The sequence below is a fragment of the Pseudomonas sp. Leaf15 genome (genome assembly GCF_001421425.1).
GTDB lineage: Bacteria > Pseudomonadota > Gammaproteobacteria > Pseudomonadales > Pseudomonadaceae > Aquipseudomonas > Aquipseudomonas salomonii.
The window spans coordinates 53,319-71,697 of the sequence record NZ_LMKI01000033.1; the positions used below are offsets into that span (position 1 = coordinate 53,319).

Annotated in this window: 15 protein-coding genes and 1 other RNA gene; 9 read left to right on the forward strand and 7 right to left on the reverse strand. The window is 60.8% G+C overall.

From position 1 onward, the window contains the following. The first annotated feature begins 15 nt into the window (after positions 1-15). Positions 16-194, forward strand: a non-coding RNA gene (ssrS, locus tag ASE80_RS30360) — 6S RNA. A gap of 58 nt (positions 195-252) precedes the next feature. Beyond that, the gene (locus ASE80_RS21775; RefSeq protein WP_056860756.1) at positions 253-882 is read left to right on the forward strand and encodes a 5-formyltetrahydrofolate cyclo-ligase; all 630 of its coding nucleotides are present in this window, start codon (positions 253-255) and stop codon (positions 880-882) included. A 9-nt stretch (positions 883-891) separates the two neighbouring features. Here the strand turns inward: ASE80_RS21775 and ASE80_RS31155 are convergent, their stop codons facing one another. Continuing rightward, on the reverse strand, positions 892-1,041 hold the full coding sequence (locus ASE80_RS31155) for a hypothetical protein (RefSeq protein WP_010207387.1): 150 nt from the start codon (positions 1,039-1,041) through the stop codon (positions 892-894). Between the two features lie 194 nt (positions 1,042-1,235). Here ASE80_RS31155 and ASE80_RS21780 point away from each other — a divergent pair, with 194 nt between their 5' ends. The 4 genes from ASE80_RS21780 (at position 1,236) to ASE80_RS21795 (ending at position 6,623) form a co-directional block, all read left to right on the forward strand. Continuing rightward, positions 1,236-1,685, forward strand: coding sequence for an EVE domain-containing protein (locus ASE80_RS21780; protein ID WP_056860757.1), 450 nt, complete (start codon positions 1,236-1,238; stop codon positions 1,683-1,685). Between the two features lie 140 nt (positions 1,686-1,825). Next, positions 1,826-2,791: an HlyD family secretion protein gene (locus tag ASE80_RS21785; protein ID WP_056861043.1), complete on the forward strand. Its 966-nt coding sequence runs from the start codon at positions 1,826-1,828 to the stop codon at positions 2,789-2,791. Then, positions 2,788-5,505, forward strand: a complete 2,718-nt coding sequence (gene rbbA / locus ASE80_RS21790) for a ribosome-associated ATPase/putative transporter RbbA (protein ID WP_056860758.1) — start codon at positions 2,788-2,790, stop codon at positions 5,503-5,505. Before ASE80_RS21785 ends, rbbA begins: the two co-directional genes overlap by 4 nt. Further along, positions 5,505-6,623, forward strand: coding sequence for an ABC transporter permease (locus tag ASE80_RS21795; RefSeq protein ID WP_056860759.1), 1,119 nt, complete (start codon positions 5,505-5,507; stop codon positions 6,621-6,623). Before rbbA ends, ASE80_RS21795 begins: the two co-directional genes overlap by 1 nt. Before the next feature lie 119 nt (positions 6,624-6,742). Here ASE80_RS21795 and ASE80_RS21800 read toward each other — a convergent pair whose 3' ends face one another. Further along, the gene (locus ASE80_RS21800; protein ID WP_056860760.1) at positions 6,743-7,150 is read right to left on the reverse strand and encodes a flagellar basal body-associated protein FliL; all 408 of its coding nucleotides are present in this window, start codon (positions 7,148-7,150) and stop codon (positions 6,743-6,745) included. Between the two features lie 150 nt (positions 7,151-7,300). Here ASE80_RS21800 and ASE80_RS21805 point away from each other — a divergent pair, with 150 nt between their 5' ends. Then, entirely contained in the window at positions 7,301-8,278 is a 978-nt protein-coding gene (locus ASE80_RS21805) for an NADPH:quinone oxidoreductase family protein (protein WP_056860761.1), read from the forward strand. 219 nt (positions 8,279-8,497) lie between these two features. Continuing rightward, entirely contained in the window at positions 8,498-9,835 is a 1,338-nt protein-coding gene (gene glpT / locus ASE80_RS21810) for a glycerol-3-phosphate transporter (RefSeq protein ID WP_053258586.1), read from the forward strand. Here the strand turns inward: glpT and ASE80_RS21815 are convergent. Together ASE80_RS21815 and ASE80_RS21820 are read right to left on the reverse strand one after the other, a co-directional pair. After that, the gene (locus ASE80_RS21815) at positions 9,832-10,485 is read right to left on the reverse strand and encodes a gamma-glutamylcyclotransferase (RefSeq protein WP_056860762.1); all 654 of its coding nucleotides are present in this window, start codon (positions 10,483-10,485) and stop codon (positions 9,832-9,834) included. The two genes, glpT and ASE80_RS21815, sit on opposite strands and share 4 nt — an antisense overlap. A 26-nt stretch (positions 10,486-10,511) precedes the next feature. Further along, on the reverse strand, positions 10,512-12,893 hold the full coding sequence (locus tag ASE80_RS21820; RefSeq protein ID WP_056860763.1) for a TonB-dependent receptor plug domain-containing protein: 2,382 nt from the start codon (positions 12,891-12,893) through the stop codon (positions 10,512-10,514). Positions 12,894-13,194: 301 nt separating this feature from the next. Between ASE80_RS21820 and ASE80_RS21825 the strand changes: the two genes are divergently transcribed. Then, positions 13,195-13,671, forward strand: a complete 477-nt coding sequence (locus ASE80_RS21825) for a hypothetical protein (protein WP_056860764.1) — start codon at positions 13,195-13,197, stop codon at positions 13,669-13,671. Positions 13,672-13,813: 142 nt separating this feature from the next. Here the strand turns inward: ASE80_RS21825 and ASE80_RS21830 are convergent, their stop codons facing one another. Genes ASE80_RS21830 through ASE80_RS21840 form a run of 3 tightly spaced genes read right to left on the reverse strand, consistent with a single transcriptional unit; the run spans position 13,814 to position 18,311 of the window. Beyond that, positions 13,814-14,782, reverse strand: a complete 969-nt coding sequence (locus ASE80_RS21830; RefSeq protein ID WP_056860765.1) for a CDP-6-deoxy-delta-3,4-glucoseen reductase — start codon at positions 14,780-14,782, stop codon at positions 13,814-13,816. After that, entirely contained in the window at positions 14,782-16,248 is a 1,467-nt protein-coding gene (gene ubiD / locus ASE80_RS21835) for a 4-hydroxy-3-polyprenylbenzoate decarboxylase (protein WP_056860766.1), read from the reverse strand. The genes ASE80_RS21830 and ubiD overlap by 1 nt, the downstream gene beginning before the upstream one ends. 59 nt (positions 16,249-16,307) lie before the next feature. Further along, positions 16,308-18,311, reverse strand: coding sequence for an acyltransferase family protein (locus ASE80_RS21840; RefSeq protein ID WP_056860767.1), 2,004 nt, complete (start codon positions 18,309-18,311; stop codon positions 16,308-16,310). Between the last annotated feature and the right edge of the window lie 68 nt (positions 18,312-18,379).

Here is an 18,379-nt window from a genome sequence, read left to right on the forward strand (position 1 = left end):
AAGGTATACTCGCCTCACTCCCTGGCGTGTTTGCCAGTCGGCGATGTCCCTGAGCCGATTCGCACTACCCTGGAAGTTGCACGTTGGGCTGGTGTGCATGTCCGCTAGACGGAAAGCCTTAAAGCCTACTGCATCTTCCACCTTGAACTTTCGGGTTCAAGGGCTAAGTCGACAGCGGCTCTGTCGGGGAGCCTGAATTCCCAAACTCAATGCCAGTCTCAGGACTGGCATTGTTTTATGAGCCGAACAGCCATGACCGAACCTGCGCCGCTTTCCCGTCCGCAACTTCGACGCATGTTGCGCAAAGCCCGCCGCGCCCTTACACCGAGTGAGCAGCGCAAGGCCGCCCACGGCCTGTATCGGCAACTGGCACAGCACCCGCTGTTTCGCCGGGCCAAACATATCTCTTTATATCTACCCACGGACGGTGAAATCGATCCGCGCCTGCTGCTGCGCGCTGCCCAGCGCCGGGGCAAGGCCACTTATCTGCCGGTGCTCAGTGCCTGGCCGCGCACCAAGATGGTGTTCCAGCGCGTGCGGCCTGGGGATAAGTTATTGCCCAACCGCTTTCGCATCCTTGAGCCGCACGTCAATGCCAACCGCCAGCGCAACGTCTGGGCGCTGGATCTGGTGCTGTTGCCGCTGGTGGGTTTCGATGATGTGGGCGGACGCCTGGGCATGGGCGGTGGGTTTTATGACCGCAGCCTGGCGTACCTGGCTCGGCGCAAAAACTGGCGCAAGCCCACGTTGCTGGGCCTGGCCCATGAATGCCAGAAGGTCGAACGTTTGGCGCAGGCGAGCTGGGATGTGCCATTGGCTAGCACGGTCACCGATAAGAAATGGTATGTCGCAGAAACGTCGCTGGAACCAGCGACGCCTTAAAAAGAAGAGTTAACGCTTGAACGGTTGTGGCTGCTGCTGAGCCAGTTCAACCGGTGCATCGGTCTTGTTCGACCACAAGCTCTGGGCATATCCGGTGGTCACGACGCCCAGACCAAACAAAATAACCAAAATCCATAGTAAATCCGGTTTACGTTGCATCGATTGCCCCCCTTCAGGCACCTCGTACACGATGACAACAACGTTCCAAAGTAGTCCGTTGCAGCTGCGCCAAGCTTAAAAGCGGGCATTCTGCGGTAACGTGACCCAACACGCAAACCTTGACGCCAACCGACTGTCGGTTTGTCATGGAATTGCCTGACAACTTACCCAATGCCTTTTTCAGGAGCCCAAAAATGGCCTACTGGCTGATGAAATCCGAGCCCGATGAACTCTCCATCAAAGGCCTGGAAAAGCTCGGTGAAACGCGCTGGGACGGCGTGCGCAACTATCAGGCGCGCAACTTTTTACGAGCCATGGCCGTTGGCGATGAGTTTTTCTTCTACCACTCCAGCTGCCCTGAGCCGGGCATTGCCGGTATCGGCAAAATTGTCGAGGCGGCCTATCCGGACCCGACCGCGCTGGAGCCCGAAAGCCACTATTTCGATGCCAAAGCCACACCGGAGAAAAACCCCTGGACGGCACTCAACGTGGCCCACGTCGAGACATTTCCAAAGGTGCTGGGCCTTGGCTACCTGAAACAACAAACCGCCCTCGCCGAATTGCCGCTGGTGCAAAAAGGCAGTCGATTGTCGGTGATGCCGGTAACGGCCGAACAATGGGCAGCGGTACTCGCCCTGCGCTGAAAAGGCAGAACCCTGCGGTCACACCTGTGATGCAAGCATCTTCACGCCAAGCGGGTTAGGCTTGCGCTTCATTTGACCGGTATCAAGAGCCTTCGGGCGGTATCGGTCAAGCTAGGATGCTAATGCCGCAGGATGCCGTCATGTCTACGAATCACACTATGTCGCGCCTTTTCGCCGTTGCGCTGATCACCTTGTTGCTGGGTGCAGGCGGGTTCGGTTATTGGCGATCGACTCAGGACCGCCTGCCCGAAGGCTTGAGCATGGGCAATGGCCGCCTGGAATCCACCGAAGTACAGATCGCCGCCAAGATCCCCGGGCGCTTGGCCGACGTGCGCGTGGATGAAGGCGACAAGGTGCTCAAAGGCCAATTGCTCGCACGCATGGACACCCGCACCCTCGAAGCCCAGCGTGCTCAGGCCGAAGCCGAAGTGCTGCGCGCCAAGGAAAACTTCGCCGCCGCCGAGGCCAACGTGCAGTTGCGTCAAAGCGAGCAATTGCTGGCCAACCAGGAACTCAGACGCACCCAGGAGCTGTATAAGCGCGGCTTTGCCAGCAGCCAGTTGATCGACCAGCAGCAAGCACGCCAGAACACCGGCAACGCGGCCGTGGTCGCCGCCCAGGCGCAGGTTAATTCGGTGAAAGCGGCCATCGGCGCGGCCCAGGCCCAGGTGGCCCAACTCACCAGCGAAATCGACGACAGCAGCCTGCGCGCGCCCATCGACGGCATCATTCAATTGCGCCTGGCTGAACCGGGTGAAGTGCTCGGCGCAGGCGGCAGAGTTTTACTGCTGATTGACCCGAATGATCAGTATATGAACCTGTACCTGCCTGCCTCCGTCACCGGCCGCCTCACCGTCGGCAGCGACGCACGCATCCTGCTCGACGCCCTGCCCCAGCAACCGTTGCCGGCGAAAATCAGCTTTGTCGCGGCCAAATCGCAATTCACCCCCAAAGAGGTGGAGACCCGCGACGAACGCCAGAAACTGGTGTTCCGCGTCAAGCTGCGCCTGACCCAACCCAGCGCCGTGCCGCAAGCCAAACCGGGCATGCCCGGCGCGGGTTATGTACGCACGGCTGATATCGACTGGCCGGCCAACCTGCAATGACCGGCCTGGCGCTGCACGCCACCGGCATTCACCACCGTTACGGCAAGCAACAAGCACTGGTCGACATCGCCTTCAGCCTGCCGGCTGGCACTCGCTGCGGGCTGATCGGCCCGGACGGCGCGGGCAAGTCGAGTTTACTGGGGCTGATCGCCGGGGTTAAGAAACTGCAGGCAGGCCAGCTCGAGGTGCTCGGCGGCGCCATTGAAGATCGCCGCCACCGCAATAGCCTGTACCCGCGCATTGCGTTTATGCCCCAAGGCCTGGGCGGCAACTTGTATCCCGAGTTGTCCATCAGCGAAAACATCCGTTTCTTTGCCACGCTCTTCGGCCTGTCCAAAGCCGATTGCGAGCAGCGCATGCACAACCTGCTGCTGGCCACCGACCTCGCGCGCTTCGCAGAACGCCCGGCGGGCAAGTTGTCCGGCGGCATGAAACAAAAGCTCGGCCTGTGCTGCGCGCTGATCCACGACCCGGATTTGTTGATTCTCGACGAGCCCACCACCGGCGTTGACCCGCTGTCGCGCCGGCGTTTCTGGGAGCTGGTCGACACCGTGCGCAGCGAGCGCCCACAGCTGACGCTGCTGGTGGCCACCGCCTACATGGAAGAGGCCGAGCAGTTCGAGCATTGCCTGATGCTCGATCGCGGCAAACTGATCGCCGACGGCCTGAGCCGCGAACTGGCGGCCGTTACACCCAGCGGCAAACTCGATGAAGCCTTTACTCATTTCCAGGGTGACAGCGCCCACAACAACCAGCCGCTGGTGATCCCGCCGCGCGAAAGTGGCAACACTGACATCGCCATCGAAGCCCACGACCTGACGCTGCGCTTTGGGGATTTTACGGCGGTGAACAAGGTCAGCTTTGCGATTGGTCGCGGCGAGATATTTGGCTTCCTCGGCTCCAACGGCTGCGGCAAGACGACCACCATGAAAGTCCTCACCGGGCTGATGCCGGCCACCGAAGGCAGCGCCACGCTGCTGGGTAACCCGGTGAATGCCAAGGATTTGGCCACTCGCAAGCGCGTGGGCTTTATGTCGCAAAGCTTTTCGCTGTACGGCGAACTCAGCGTGCGCCAGAACCTGGTGCTGCATGCGCAACTGTTCGACTTGCCCAAGGCCGACAGCGGCCCGCGTATCGACGAGCTGATCCAGCGCTTCGACCTCGGTGAAGTGGCCGAGCAACCCTCCGGCGAGTTACCCCTGGGCCTGCGCCAGCGCCTCTCACTCGCTGTGGCGGTGCTGCATCGCCCGGAAGTGCTGATCCTCGATGAACCGACCTCGGGCGTCGACCCGGCGGCGCGGGATGATTTCTGGCGGCTATTGGTTGAGTTGTCCCGCGAGCAAGGCGTGACGATCTTTCTGTCCACTCACTTTATGAACGAAGCCCAGCGCTGCGACCGCATCTCTTTGATGCACGCGGGCAAAGTGTTGGCTTGCGACACACCCGACGCACTGCAACAGCAATTCCACGGCGACACATTGGAGGCTGCGTTCGTCACCTGCCTGGAACAGGCCCAAGGCGAAGCCGAACCTGCCGCACCGAGTAAAACCGCCAGCGAAAGCAGCGCGCCGCCCGTCAGCAAACGCGGCTTCAGCATCGCCCGACTGCTGGCCGTGGCCAGCCGCGAAGGCAAAGAGCTGTTGCGCGACAAAGTGCGCATGGCCTTCGCCCTGCTCGGGGCGATGTTCATGATGGTGATCTTCGGTTACGGCATTTCCCTGGACGTGGAAAACCTCGCCTTCGCCGTCTACGACCAGGACCAGACTCCGCAAAGTCGCGCCTACCTGGAAGCCTTCCGCAGCTCGCGCTACTTCGCCGAACAAGCACCGATCCGCGATGCCAATGAACTGCACCGGCGCCTGCAACGTTCGGAAATCAAACTGGCGCTGGAAATTCCGCCCGGCTTTGGCCGCGACCTGTACGCCGGCCGCCAACCCACCGTGGCTGCGTGGATCGATGGCGGCATGCCGTTTCGCGCCGAAACCAGCCGTAACTACGTCGAAGCGGTGCACCAGGGCAATCTGCAACAACTGGCCGAACTGAGCAGCCTGCCCCGTAGCCCCCAAGCTGCCGCCAAGCTGGAAACGCGCTTTCGCTACAACCAGGATGTGGTCAGTGTGAACGCCATCGGCCCCGGCGTGATGGCGCTGATCCTGGCGTTTATCCCGGCAATGCTCACCGCGCTGGGCATCGTGCGTGAAAAGGAGCTGGGGTCGATCACCAACTTCTACGCCACGCCGCTGACGCGCCTGGAGTTTCTGCTGGGCAAACAGGCGCCGTACCTGGCGGTGAGCCTGGTCAACCTGGCGCTGCTGGTGGCGATGAACCGCTGGCTGTTCGGCGTGCCCTTCAAGGGCAGCGGCGTGGCGCTGGCGGTAGGCGGTCTGTTGTATGTACTCGCCACCACGAGCATGGGCCTGCTGATTTCCGCGTTCACTCGCACCCAGATCGCGGCGATCCTCGGCACCATGATCATCACCAGCCTGCCGACCATCCAGTTCTCCGGGTTGATCGTGCCGCGCTCGTCGCTGGAAGGCGCGGCCGCGCTGATGGGTATGTTGTTCCCCGCCGGGCACTTTCTGGATATCGCCGTGGGCACCTTCACCAAGGCCCTGGACCTGCGCCAGTTGTGGCCGCAATGCCTGGCGCTGTTCGGGTTTTTCGTCGGGTTCACCGGGCTGAGTCTGATCATGCTCAAGAAGCAGGAGGCCTGATGCACAAGCTCGCTCATATCCTGCGCCTGGGTCTCAAGGAACTCACCAGCCTGCGTCACGACAGCGTGTTGCTGCTGTTTCTGGCCTACGCCTTCACGGTCGCGATCTACATGCCCGCCGCCGGTTCGGTGATTGGCGTGCACAACGCCAGCGTGGCCTTTATCGATGAAGACCACAGCGCGCTGTCGCGGCAGATGGCCGAGGCGTTGCAGCCGCCAGAGTTTCAGCCGCCTGCCCCACTGGCCTACGACCAATTGGACAGGGTCATGGACAGCGGCGAGTACACCTTCGTGATCAATGTACCGGCCAACTTCCAGGCCGACCTGTTGGCCGGGCGTCAGCCGGGTGTGCAGGTGAACGTCGATGCCACAGCGATGAGCCAGGCATTTATGGGCGCAGGCTATATCGGCCGGATTTTCCAACGTGAGTTGCAACGCTACGGCGGGCAACCCGACGCGGCGGGCAAGGTGCCTGCGCAACTGACCACACGGGCGCTGTTCAACACCAACCTGGAAGGCGGTTGGTTCTTGGCGGTGATCCAGATCGTCAACAACATCACCATCCTGGCCATCGTGCTCACCGGCACGGCGCTGCTGCGCGAGCGTGAACACGGCACGCTCGACCATTTGCTGGTGCTGCCGCTGACCGCGCTGGAAATCATGCTGGCAAAAATCTGGAGCAATATGCTGGTGGTGGTGCTGTGCACGTGGTTGTCGCTGGAGCTGGTGGTCAAAGGCTTGCTCGGCGTGCCGCTGGCCGGATCCCTGAGCCTGTTTTTGCTGGTGACGGCGCTGTACCTGTTTGCGAGCACGGCACTGGGGATCTTCCTCGCCACCCTTGCGCGTTCGACGCCGCAGTTCGGGTTGCTGGCAATTCCGGTGATTATTCCGATGCTGCTTCTGTCTGGCGGCAGCACGCCATTGGACAGCATGCCCGAGTGGTTGCAATGGGTGATGCAGGGCTCACCGTCGACGCACTTTGTGAGTTTGAGTGCGGCGATTTTGTTTCGCGATGCGGGCGTGGGTGTGGTGTGGCCGGATTTGCTGGCGTTGGTGGGGATTGGGTTGGTGTTTTTTGCGGTGGCGTTGGCCAGGTTCAGGAAGAGCCTGGCTTCTTGAGGTGCCTGTAAGGGCCTCTTCGCGAGCAAGCCCGCTCCCACATTTTGACCGCGTTTAATCAGAGGAACACGGTCGAATGTGGGAGCGGGCTTGCTCGCGAAAGGCGCGAAGCGCCCGCTTTACTGGATAATCAAGTTGTTGAAGAGCAGGTCTTCTACCACCGGCTTGCCAGTCTCATCGTTCATGACTTGCTGGGTTTGCTTCAGGGCTTCCTGGCGCAGCTTTTCTTTGCCTTCAACCGTGCTCATGGCTTCGTTGGTCTGCTGGGTAAACAGCGCCACCAGCTGGTTACGAATCAGCGGGTCGTTGGCTTTGACGGCCGCTGCCGCTTCAGGCCCTGTCACGCGCAGGGCGATGTCGGCCTTGTAGACCCGCAGTTTTGCCGTGCCATCCAGGCCGTAGTTGCCCACAAAGGGTGGGGTCAGGCTGATGTAGCTGACCTTCGGCGCCTCGCCTTCTTTCGCTTCTTCGGCCTGGGCTGCCATCGGCAAGGTCAGGGCGAGCATCAACAGGATCCACGCTTTCACAGTTCATTCCTCGAATTCGGTTGCCGGGTAGCATAACGCTAGCAAGGCTGAGTACAAGCTTATGGCGACTTATCAGGGCCGGGCATGCTCGTTGACCCACGGGCGTACCCTCCTACACTTATCGGCCACGACGCCAAAAGGAATAGTCCGATGAAAGCTGTGCTGTGCAAAGCCTTCGGCCCCGCCGAAACCCTGGTGCTGGAAGAGATCGCCAGCCCCGTGATCAAGAAGAACGAAATCCTGCTGGACGTGCACGCGGCCGGGGTGAATTTCCCGGACACCTTGATGATCGAGGGCAAGTACCAGTTCAAGCCGCCCTTCCCGTTTTCGCCGGGTGGCGAAGCGGCGGGGGTAGTCAGCGAAGTGGGTGAAAAGTTCAGCCACCTCAACGTCGGCGACCGGGTCATGGCCCTGACCGGCTGGGGCAGCTTTGCCGAACAGGTCGCGGTGCCGGGCTATAACGTGCTGCCGATCCCGCCGAGCATGGATTTCAACACCGCCGCCGCCTTCAGCATGACCTACGGCACCTCGATGCACGCGCTGAAGCAACGCGCCAACCTGCAACCCGGCGAAACCCTGCTGGTGCTCGGCGCCTCCGGCGGTGTGGGCCTTGCGGCGGTGGAAATCGGCAAAGCCATGGGCGCCCGGGTGATTGCCGCCGCCAGCAGCGCCGACAAACTCGCCGTAGCCAAGGCGGCCGGCGCGGACGAGCTGATCAACTACAGCGAAGCCAGCCTCAAGGATGAAATCAAACGCCTGACCGACGGCAATGGTGTCGACGTGATCTACGACCCCGTCGGCGGCGACCTGTTTGACCAGGCCGTGCGCGGCATTGCCTGGAACGGCCGCCTGCTGGTGGTGGGTTTCGCCAGCGGGCGCATTCCCGAGCTGCCGGTGAACCTGGCGCTGCTCAAGGGCGCGTCTGTGGTCGGCGTGTTCTGGGGTTCGTTCGCCCAGCGCCAGCCGCAGGACAATGCGGCGAACTTCCAGCAGTTGTTCACCTGGTATGGCGAGGGCAAGTTGAAGCCGTTGGTGTCGCAGGTGTATCCGCTTGAGCAGGCTGCGCAGGCGATCAATGACCTGGGGCAACGCAGGGCTGTGGGCAAAGTCGTGGTCCAGACCCGCTGAATGCGGTTCATGTGGGAGCTGGCTTGCCTGCTCCCACAGTTGATCTCTTTGGTCTTAAGACCCGATACCGACCCACACTTATCTATTCGCGACATGTTCGTAAGAGAACATGCAATCGCTCCAGTTTCCTGTGTTTGCAGATAAGAGGCGATGCTATTTTCGGTAACGAAACTGTAACATTCGCATCCGCAGTCAAAACAAGAAATTTGGAGCTCTTGAATGTTTGCTTTCTTTCGTCCTGCCGCACACCAGGCGCCCCTGCCTGAAGAAAAAATAGACAGTACCTATCGACGGCTGCGCTGGCAGATCTTCGCCGGTATTTTCTTTGGCTACGCCGGCTACTACCTGCTGCGCAAAAACTTCTCGCTGGCCATGCCGTACCTGATCGACGAGGGTTACACCCGTGGCGAGCTGGGCCTGGCCATGTCGGCCATCGCGATTGCCTACGGCTTGTCCAAGTTCTTGATGGGCCTGGTCTCCGACCGCTCCAACCCGCGCTACTTCCTGCCCTTTGGCCTGTTGATATCGGCCGGGGTGATGTTCATTTTCGGTTTCGCACCTTGGGCGACGTCCAGCGTGACCATGATGTTCATTTTGCTGTTCATCAACGGCTGGGCCCAGGGCATGGGCTGGCCGCCGAGTGGGCGCACCATGGTGCACTGGTGGTCGCAGAAAGAACGCGGCGGCGTGGTGTCGGTGTGGAACGTGGCGCATAACGTCGGCGGTGGCCTGATCGGCCCGCTGTTCCTGCTGGGCATGGCCTGGTTCAACGACTGGCATGCGGCGTTCTATGTGCCGGCGACCGTGGCATTGGCCGTGGCGGCATTTGCCTTCATCACCATGCGCGACACCCCGCAATCGGTCGGCCTGCCGCCCATCGAGCAGTACAAGAACGACTACCCGGAAGGCTACAACGCCAGCCACGAAGACGAGTTCAGCGCCAAGGAAATCTTCGTCAAGTACGTGCTGCGCAACAAAATGCTGTGGTACATCGCCTTCGCCAACGTGTTCGTCTACCTGCTGCGCTACGGCGTACTGGACTGGGCACCGACTTACCTCAAGGAAGCCAAGCACTTCGACGTGGATAAAACCTCGTGGGCGTACTTTTTCTATGAGTGGGCGGGCATTCCCGGCACGCTGTTGTGCGGCTGGATGTCAGACAAGATCTTCCGTGGCAACCGTGGCCTGACCGGCATCGTGTTCATGGCGCTGGTCACCGTGGCGACCCTGGTTTACTGGCTCAACCCGCCGGGCAACCCGATGGTCGACATGATTGCGCTGTTCTCTATCGGCTTCCTGATCTACGGCCCGGTGATGCTGATCGGCCTGCAGGCGCTGGAACTGGCGCCGAAAAAAGCCGCGGGCACGGCCGCAGGCTTCACCGGCTTGTTTGGTTACCTGGGCGGTTCGGTGGCAGCGAGTGCGGCCATGGGCTACACCGTGGACCATTTCGGCTGGGACGGTGGCTTTGTGTTGCTGGTGGGCGCGTGCCTGCTGGCGATTGCTTTCCTGATCCCAACGCTGTGGCACACCAACAGTGTCAGCTCGGCGCGTTAATTTGCGCCGCAGTCTTTGGCACAACGCTTGAGCCGCGCCTCCAGATTCTTATCTGGCATGGCGTGGCTACGCAGGGCGTTCACGGTCTGCTCGACATAATCGCGAGTGGTGCCGTAACGCCCGCAAGCGCTTTCCAGCACGTGGTTAAGCACGATATCGGGCAGGTTGCCGGCATAGCTGGGCAAGTGCCGCTCCAACACAAACCCCAGCGCCTGCACCTGACTGCCATCTTCCAGGCGGCAGCTGAGCCAGTGCGGCCGGTATGACGGGTAAGGCATCTCGCGCTGCCACAAGGCATAAAGCGAGGCCTCAAGCTGGTCTTCCGGCAAACGGTAGGCAAACCCGCTGCAAGAACCGCCACGATCCAGGCCGAACACCAACCCCGGCGACTCCGGCGTGCCTCGATGCTCATGTGACCACAGGTACAAACCCCGGTGATAACCGTGAACCCGTGCGCGCATGCGCTGGGTCGACGAGCATTCGGGACGCCAGATCAGCGAACCATAAGCGAATAGCCAGACCGGCCCGCCCTTATGCCTGGCCATGGTGGCCTGCATCGAACTCATTAATTGCTCGTGAGTCAGTTGCGGCCCCAGATCGAGCCGCGGAGGGTAAGCCAATTGCAACAGATCGGTTTCAATAACGGTCATGGCGGATCGCTTAGGTCTCCTGCGTGTTACCAGTTGTAAGCAACTTTACCGTAATAAAACGCGCCGCTGTAACCGTACGGCGAAAAAGTGCTGTAGGCGAGGTTGCCGCCGCTGCTGGCGTAGGCATTGACCTTCTCCGGGTATTTATCGGTGATGTTGTCGCCGCCCAGGGTGAAGGTCCAGTTCTTGAGCTTGTAGTCTGCCGACAGGTCCAGCACCCAGGCGGCCTTGAAGGTCTGGTCATTGACCTTGTCCGCCTGGTAGCTGGTGAATTCACCATAGCGCACCAGGTTGCTGTGCAGCGCCCAACGACCGTAGGTGAAATCGTTGCCCAGGCTGAGCTTGTGCTGCGGCGTGGTATCACCCAGCAAACCGATGCGCTCACGGCGGTCTACCCGCACCAGGTTGGCGCCCAGGCTGTCCAGAATCGCCGGGTTGGGTTTCACGTCGGTGACTTTTGTGTGGTTGTAGTTGTAGCCCACGGTGCTGTTCCAGCGGATGCCGTTATCGAACTGGTAACGATAGTTGGCCACCAGGTCGACACCGTCGGTGCTGGTGTCGGTAGCGTTGGTGAAATAACGGGCGCTGGTGTAGTTGATGTTGCCGACCCCATTAGCCTGCAGGTAGGCGATGGTGGCCGGGTTGAGATTGAGGTTGGACGACAGGCTGATGCGGTCGCGGATGTCGATGCGGTACACGTCGAGCGTCACGGTCAGGTCATCGGCAGGCTCCAGCACCAGGCCGAGGCTGTAGTTGCGTGACTTCTCGGCTTTGAGGTCTTCGGCGCCCAACAGCCGGGCGACCTGGCTGTTGGCCGGGAAGGTGCCGGCTTCCTGGATGGTGTTGCCGATCAGCTGCGACGAGGTGTACGCAAAGTTCTGCTGCGCCAGGGACGGCGCGCGGAAACCATTGGAAATGCTGCCACGCAGGGCCACTTGCGGGGTGAAGTCATAACGCGCCGACAAGGAACCGCTGACATTGGAGCCGAAGTCGCTGTAGTCCTCATGACGCACGGCGGCCGAGGCGCTGAGCTTTTCGGTGAAGTTCGTTTCCAGGTCCAGGTACTGAGCCCAGTTGTGCCGCGAGGTGCTGCCGGCGTCGGCATCACGGAACCCACCCAGGCCCGAACTGCCGGTCTGGTAGTAGGACACCGGTTCGCCCGCTTCAATTTGATAACCCTGGCGCAGGTATTCGCCGCCAAAGGCCACCGACACCGGGTACGGCAAAAAGCCCACGTCGAACTCTCGGGACAGGTCCAGGCTGACCTGGCGCTGGTCGTTACTCAGGGTGCCGTTGTTAAATTTGCGTGGCGTGGCCAGGCCGAGTGAGGTGTTGATGGTTTCGGTGCCCAGTTCGTACTGGTTCTTGCCGTAGTTGGCCGACAGGTCGTAGTGCCAATCGTAGGCCAGCAAGCCGCGCAGGCCGACCACCAAGGAGGTGTCTTCCAGATTGCCCTTGATCAGCGGCAGGTAGCCATTGGGGTTCAGCGCCGGGATGTTGTTGGACGCGTTGCTCGCCCGATAGAACGCCGCCGTTTCGCCACGGCGCTTGCTGTAGCCGCCGAAGGTGTAGAACTCGGCCGCATCATTAAAGGAATATTCGCAGTTGAACTGGAATTTGCCTTCATTGGTGGCCGGCTCGCCCTGACGGAACACCCGCTGGCCATAGGTGGTGGAACCCACGCTGCCAGGGCGGAAGTCGTCACCGGCGCGGTTGGTGTAGTCGTTGTCGGCGCCTTCGCCCGAAACGTTGATAAAGCCATTGTCACCCAAGGCAAACCCGGTGTTGCCGCTGACGTTGCGCTGGATGCCATCACCCTTCTTGTACTCGCCAAACTTGGTCGAGACAGAGCCACCGTGGTCGTCGTGCTTGAGGATCACGTTGATCACCCCGGCAATCGCATCCGAGCCATAGCGCGCCGACGCGCCATCGCGCAGCACTTCGATATGGTCGACCGCCGACAGCGGGATCGCATTCAAATCCGCCGGCGCCGAACCGCGCCCCACCGCGCCGCCCAGGTTGACGAAGGCACTGGTGTGGCGGCGTTTACCGTTGACCAGCACCAATACCTGATCCGGCGACAAGCCGCGCAACTGCGCCGGGCGTACCAGTTCGGCACCGTCCACCAGGCTGGGCCGCGGAAAGTTGATGGAAGGAATCAGACGTGCCAACACCGCGCCCAGTTCATCGGAGCCGGTGCTGCGCAATGTGTCACCGGAAATGACATCGATGGGCGACAACGAAGCACTGGCGGTGCGCTCTTGAGCGCGGGTGCCGGTGACGATCACGGTGTCGAGTTTGGGTGCATCGGCGGCGGCTTCGTCCGCCCGCACCGGATTGAATCCCACAGCAGTCAGCAAATTGGCCGACAAAATAGCTGTGTACGCATGTTTCTTGTAACTCCCCATACCGCTCCCCTGCCATTCAAGCCTGGCAATCAAAAAATCAAAGCTTCAATGCTCTGAATTCACACGATCGGTCCGGCTGGCGGGCGGTAGCGGTCAGTTACTGGTTATTGACGATAAGGCGGTAGTCCGTTGACTTATAGCCTAATGAGATTATTCCTACATTTAAAATACCTTAATTGCATAAGCATAGGCGGCCGTGTTTTCAGCGCTGGTTCAGGTCGTGCCCAACACAAGCCGCCAAACTGCAGGTGTTTAGCGACCCACATTAGCCGCCTCTTCAAACGACTATCGAGGTCGAACCATGAAATACCTGTTTTCCGGTCTGCTGCTTTTGCTGCAAACCACCACTGCCCTGGCTTCCGAGGCCGCCGCCAATGACGACAAAGGTTTCTGGTACGCCCAGACCAGTGTCTACACCCGGCATTTTTCTCCGGACCCAAAGCACAATAACAATCAGGATTTGATCAACCTGGAACGTAACGAGGCGTCGGGGTTGGTGTATGGCGGGGCGACGTTTCGCAACTCGTTCAGCCAGCGCTCGTATTACGTCTACGCCGGCAAGCGCTACGATATTGGCGACTCACCGTTTTATATGAAGGTGACCGCAGGCGCGCTACAGGGCTATCGCGGTAAGTACCGCGACAAAATCCCGCTCAACCGTTATGGCGTGGCACCGGCGATCATTCCGTCGGTGGGGGTTCACTTCGGCCCGGTGGCCAGCGAGCTTGTGTTGCTTGGCTTCAACGCGGCGATGCTGACGGCAGGCGTGCGTTTTTGAACACATACAAAACAATGTGGGAGCGGGCTTGCTCGCGAAGGCGGTGAGTCAGTCACGGATGTATAAACTGACACGACGCTTTCGCGAGCAAGCCCGCTCCCACAGTTTTGTCGGCGTACAACAGCTGTTTATTGGGTCGACTTCAAGGCCGTGGCGCGTAGGCAAACACATCGGCGCGCATCTGGTGTGCATCCATGCCGGCGTCGACCAATGCGTCCAGCGTGCCGTAGATCATCGCCGGCGAACCACTGGCGTAGACGTGCACCGCCTTGAGGTCGCTGATGTCTTCGCACACGGCCTCATGCAGCAGCCCGCAGCGCCCTTCCCAACCGCACAGGTCGCTGACCACTTTGTGCAGGAACAGGTTGGGCAGTTGCTGCCATTGCTCCCAGTGTTCAATCTCGTAGAAGTCTTCCGGGCGGCGCACGCCCCAATACAGGTGAACCGGGTGCTTGAAGCCTGAAGCGCGGCAATGTTCGATCAGGCTGTGCATCTGCGCCATGCCGGTGCCGGCGGCGATCAACACCAGCGGCCCGTCCGGCAACTCGGCCAAGTGCGTATCACCAAACGGCAGCTCAACCCGCGCCATCTGGTTACGTTGCAACTGCTCGATCAAATTGCGCGCACTGTCCTCGCGCACCAGCACATGCAGTTCCAGCTCACGCCCGGCGTGGGGCGCCGAGGCCAGGGAAAACGCCGATTTATCGCCATTGTCGCGCTCGATCATCAGGTATTGCCCGGCGTGGTAACGCACCGCTTTACCCGCCGGAGCGCGCAGGCGCACGCGCCATACATCGCCACCGACGTCCACGCACTCACTTAATTGGCACGACAACTTGCGCAACGGCAACTCTCCCGGCGCCAGCACGCCATCCCACAACACAATGCAATCTTCCAACGGCTCGGCGATGCAGGTGTAGAACTCACCATGGTCGCGCACCTCACCGGCTTGCTGCACCCGGCCTTCCACCAGCAGCGCGGCACACACATGGCACACGCCATTGCGACACGCCTGTGGGCATTCATAGCCCAGGCGGCGCGCGCCTTCAAGGATTCGCTCGCCGGGGACCAGCTCCAGTACGGCGCCGGAAGGTTGCAGGGTTACACGCATCAATCTATTCCCAATTCTTTCCAGATCGCATCAACACGTGCGGTGACGGCTTCATCCTTGACGATCACCCGACCCCACTCGCGGGTGGTCTCACCCGGCCATTTGTGGGTGGCATCCAGGCCCATCTTCGAGCCCAGGCCCGATACCGGCGAAGCAAAGTCGAGGTAGTCGATCGGCGTGTTGTCGATCATCACCGTGTCGCGCTTGGGGTCCATGCGCGTGGTGATGGCCCAGATCACGTCGTTCCAGTCTCGTGCATTGATGTCGTCGTCGGTGACGATAACGAACTTGGTGTACATGAACTGTCGCAAAAACGACCACACACCGAGCATTACCCGCTTGGCATGGCCTGGGTACGACTTCTTCATGGTCACGATGGCCATGCGGTACGAGCAGCCCTCGGGCGGCAGGTAGAAGTCGGTGATCTCCGGGAACTGCTTTTGCAGGATCGGCACGAACACTTCGTTGAGCGCCACACCGAGAATAGCGGGCTCATCCGGCGGACGGCCGGTGTAGGTGCTGTGGTAGATCGGTTTGATCCGGTGGGTGATGCGCTCGACGGTGAACACCGGGAAGCTGTCGACTTCGTTGTAGTAGCCGGTGTGGTCGCCGTAAGGGCCTTCATCGGCCATTTCGCCCGGATGAATCACGCCTTCGAGGATGATTTCGGCGGTGGCCGGCACTTGCAGGTCGTTGCCGCGGCACTTCACCAGCTCGGTGCGATTGCCGCGCAGCAGGCCGGCGAAAGCATATTCGGACAGGCTGTCGGGTACCGGCGTCACGGCGCCGAGGATGGTCGCCGGGTCGGCGCCCAGGGCCACGGACACAGGGAACGGCTTGCCAGGGTGTTTTTCGCACCACTCACGGAAGTCCAGCGCGCCGCCACGGTGGCTCAGCCAGCGCATGATCACCTTGTTGCGGCCGATCACTTGCTGACGGTAGATCCCCAGGTTCTGGCGATCCTTGTTCGGGCCTTTGGTGACGGTCAGGCCCCAGGTGATCAGCGGGCCGACGTCGCCCGGCCAGCAGGTCTGCACCGGCAACATGCCCAGGTCGACATCATCGCCTTCGATGACCACTTCCTGGCACACCGCGTCCTTGACCACTTTGGGCGCCATGGCAATGATCTTGCGAAAGATCGGCAGCTTCGACCAGGCGTCCTTCAAACCCTTGGGTGGCTCGGGCTCCTTGAGGAAGGCAAGCAGCTTGCCGATCTCGCGCAGCTCGCTGACCGACTCGGCGCCCATGCCAAACGCAACGCGGTCGGGCGTGCCGAACAGGTTGCCGAGCACCGGGATATCAAAGCCGGTCGGATTTTCGAACAGCAGCGCCGGGCCCTTGTTGCGCAAGGTACGGTCGCAAATCTCAGTCATCTCCAGCACCGGGGAAATCGGCACCTGGATACGTTTCAACTCTCCGCGCTGCTCAAGTTGCTGCACGAAATCCCGAAGATCCTTGAATTTCATTAACCATGCCACCCGTAAAATAGGCGTACATCCTACCTGCTCTTAAGAGCGCTGGCAGCTTATTGCACGTCATTGCGACTCACACCCGACTCAACGGCCTCATTACGCATGGCGTGGAAGAAGGGCTCAAGGAACCCTTCCACATAACGCGTGCCCACGGCTGAGAGGTGGTTGTCATCGGTATACAGCGACTGGCCATCGCGCTCGACCCCGCACCAGCCGTTGGTCTCGCACAGCTTGGGCGCCGGGTCCATGAGCTGCACACCGGGGTCGGCCGCGGCGATGCGCTCAAAGACGCTGCTGATGAAGGCTTGGCGCTCGACGTGCTCGGCCAGGGGCAAGCCTTCGCGGTCGGTCGGGCGCCCCAGCATCGCCAGGCGGCTGAGCCGGTAAGGCACGTTGAACGCCTGCAACGGCACCTCCTTGACCAGCCATACCCTGTGCCCGCTGGCACGCAGTTGCTGCACCAGTGCAGTCACACCCTCGGCAAACAGTCGTTCAGCGACGGCGCGGTCGTACTTGCCCGTCTGCGGGTCATGAAGGGAAGCGCCGGTGTCGCCGGAGCGCTGGCCATAAACGTACAGGCTCCAGCGGGCTACCAGCACCACATCACTGAACGGTTCCTTGCTCAACAACTGGGTGACACGCTCGTTGAACGCCCGGCAGCCTGGGGTGTTTTCTTTGCGGTCGAACGGCAGGCACCCGGCGTAACCGGCCTGAGTGATGCCGAAGTCGTACTTGCGTGAACCATCATTCAACGCAGGAATGAGTGCCGAGGCATGGCTGTCGCCCCAGACCAACGCGCGAGCAGCACTGGCCTGCGGGCCAAAATGGCAAAGTTTGCGGTGTGGGTCTTTCTTGTCATCCGACAGGCAGCTCATGAGCGTAGGGCTCCAGGTATGCGCCTGGGCAAATTGCAACGCCTGGGGCGACAGCCGCGATGCAAACCCATCCGACCACACCAGGCCTTTGCCGATCAGGCCCAGGCCGGCCAGCCCGACAAGGCCCGCGATCAGGATCGACCGACGACCCGCCAGCAAGCGCCGCTCACGAAACGGCCCCTCGACGAACCGCCAGGACGCATAACCCAGCACCAGGCTCAAGACGAACAGACCCGCCAGCGCCCAGGACGACAGGCCAAAAATACTCGCGTACTTGCCAAACACCAGCACCGGCCAGTGCCACAGGTACCACGAATAGGAAATCAGCCCGATGCCGACCAGCACGCGACTGCCCAGCAAGCGCCCGACCCAGGTGGTGTGTTGGCCGTTGGCCCAAATCAACCCCACCACCCCCAATACCGGCAACAACGCCGCAGCGCCAGGGAACGCCGTGCTGGCGTCATAACCCAATACCGCCACCAGAATCAGGCCCAGGCTGAACAGACTGACCGCTTGCGCCAACAGCGGACTTACCCGCCCTGCCCGCGCCGGCATCACCGCCAACATGGACCCGGCCAGCAATTCCCAGGCACGCATGGGCAGCAGGAAGAACGCTTTGTCCGGCTCATGGGCCACGGCCCAAACGCTCGCTGCAAACGACACCAGCAGCAACACAAACAAAGCGCTGCGCCACTGCTTCAGCCGGCTCGACAACAGCGCCAGCAAGAGTGGAAAGGCGATGTAGAACTGCTCTTCAACCGAGAGCGACCACGTGTGCAACATCGGCTTCATATCGGAGGCCGTGTCGAAGTAGCCGTCCTGACGCATGAAGAACAGATTGGAGATGAAAATAACCTGATTGTGTATCGAGCGCCCAAGCTCTGAGTAATCTTTGGGCGCCATCAGGAACCAGCCGGCCACCAACGAGGTGAACATCATCACAAGCAACGCAGGCAGGATACGCCGTGCCCGTCGCGCCCAAAAATCGACAAAGCTGAAACGCCCTGCTTCACGCTCGCGCCAGATGATCGAGGTGATCAGGAAGCCTGAAATCACGAAGAACACATCAACGCCGACAAAACCGCCAGTAATACCAGGAACACCAAAATGGAACAGCACGACAGCGAGGACAGCAATGGCGCGCAGGCCATCAATGTCTCTTCGGTAAGCAAGAGCGGTCATAAATCGTAGATCAGCCTGATTCGAATGGAGATGAGCGTAGCCACGCTCAGCCTTTTGTTTCTTAACTG

What these genes read in the sequence shown, in the direction of transcription:
- ubiD (WP_056860766.1), bottom strand. Translation starts at nt 16,248, where the DNA reads ATGAAATTCAAGGATCTTCGGGATTTCGTGCAGCAACTTGAGCAGCGC.
- ASE80_RS21825 (WP_056860764.1), top strand. Translation starts at nt 13,195, where the DNA reads ATGAAATACCTGTTTTCCGGTCTGCTGCTTTTGCTGCAAACCACCACT.
- ASE80_RS21795 (WP_056860759.1), top strand. Translation starts at nt 5,505, where the DNA reads ATGCACAAGCTCGCTCATATCCTGCGCCTGGGTCTCAAGGAACTCACC.
- ASE80_RS21815 (WP_056860762.1), bottom strand. Translation starts at nt 10,485, where the DNA reads ATGACCGTTATTGAAACCGATCTGTTGCAATTGGCTTACCCTCCGCGG.
- ASE80_RS21820 (WP_056860763.1), bottom strand. Translation starts at nt 12,893, where the DNA reads ATGGGGAGTTACAAGAAACATGCGTACACAGCTATTTTGTCGGCCAAT.
- ASE80_RS21780 (WP_056860757.1), top strand. Translation starts at nt 1,236, where the DNA reads ATGGCCTACTGGCTGATGAAATCCGAGCCCGATGAACTCTCCATCAAA.
- ASE80_RS21785 (WP_056861043.1), top strand. Translation starts at nt 1,826, where the DNA reads ATGTCTACGAATCACACTATGTCGCGCCTTTTCGCCGTTGCGCTGATC.
- ASE80_RS21775 (WP_056860756.1), top strand. Translation starts at nt 253, where the DNA reads ATGACCGAACCTGCGCCGCTTTCCCGTCCGCAACTTCGACGCATGTTG.
- ASE80_RS21830 (WP_056860765.1), bottom strand. Translation starts at nt 14,782, where the DNA reads ATGCGTGTAACCCTGCAACCTTCCGGCGCCGTACTGGAGCTGGTCCCC.
- ASE80_RS21805 (WP_056860761.1), top strand. Translation starts at nt 7,301, where the DNA reads ATGAAAGCTGTGCTGTGCAAAGCCTTCGGCCCCGCCGAAACCCTGGTG.
- rbbA (WP_056860758.1), top strand. Translation starts at nt 2,788, where the DNA reads ATGACCGGCCTGGCGCTGCACGCCACCGGCATTCACCACCGTTACGGC.
- glpT (WP_053258586.1), top strand. Translation starts at nt 8,498, where the DNA reads ATGTTTGCTTTCTTTCGTCCTGCCGCACACCAGGCGCCCCTGCCTGAA.
- ASE80_RS21840 (WP_056860767.1), bottom strand. Translation starts at nt 18,311, where the DNA reads ATGACCGCTCTTGCTTACCGAAGAGACATTGATGGCCTGCGCGCCATT.
- ASE80_RS31155 (WP_010207387.1), bottom strand. Translation starts at nt 1,041, where the DNA reads ATGCAACGTAAACCGGATTTACTATGGATTTTGGTTATTTTGTTTGGT.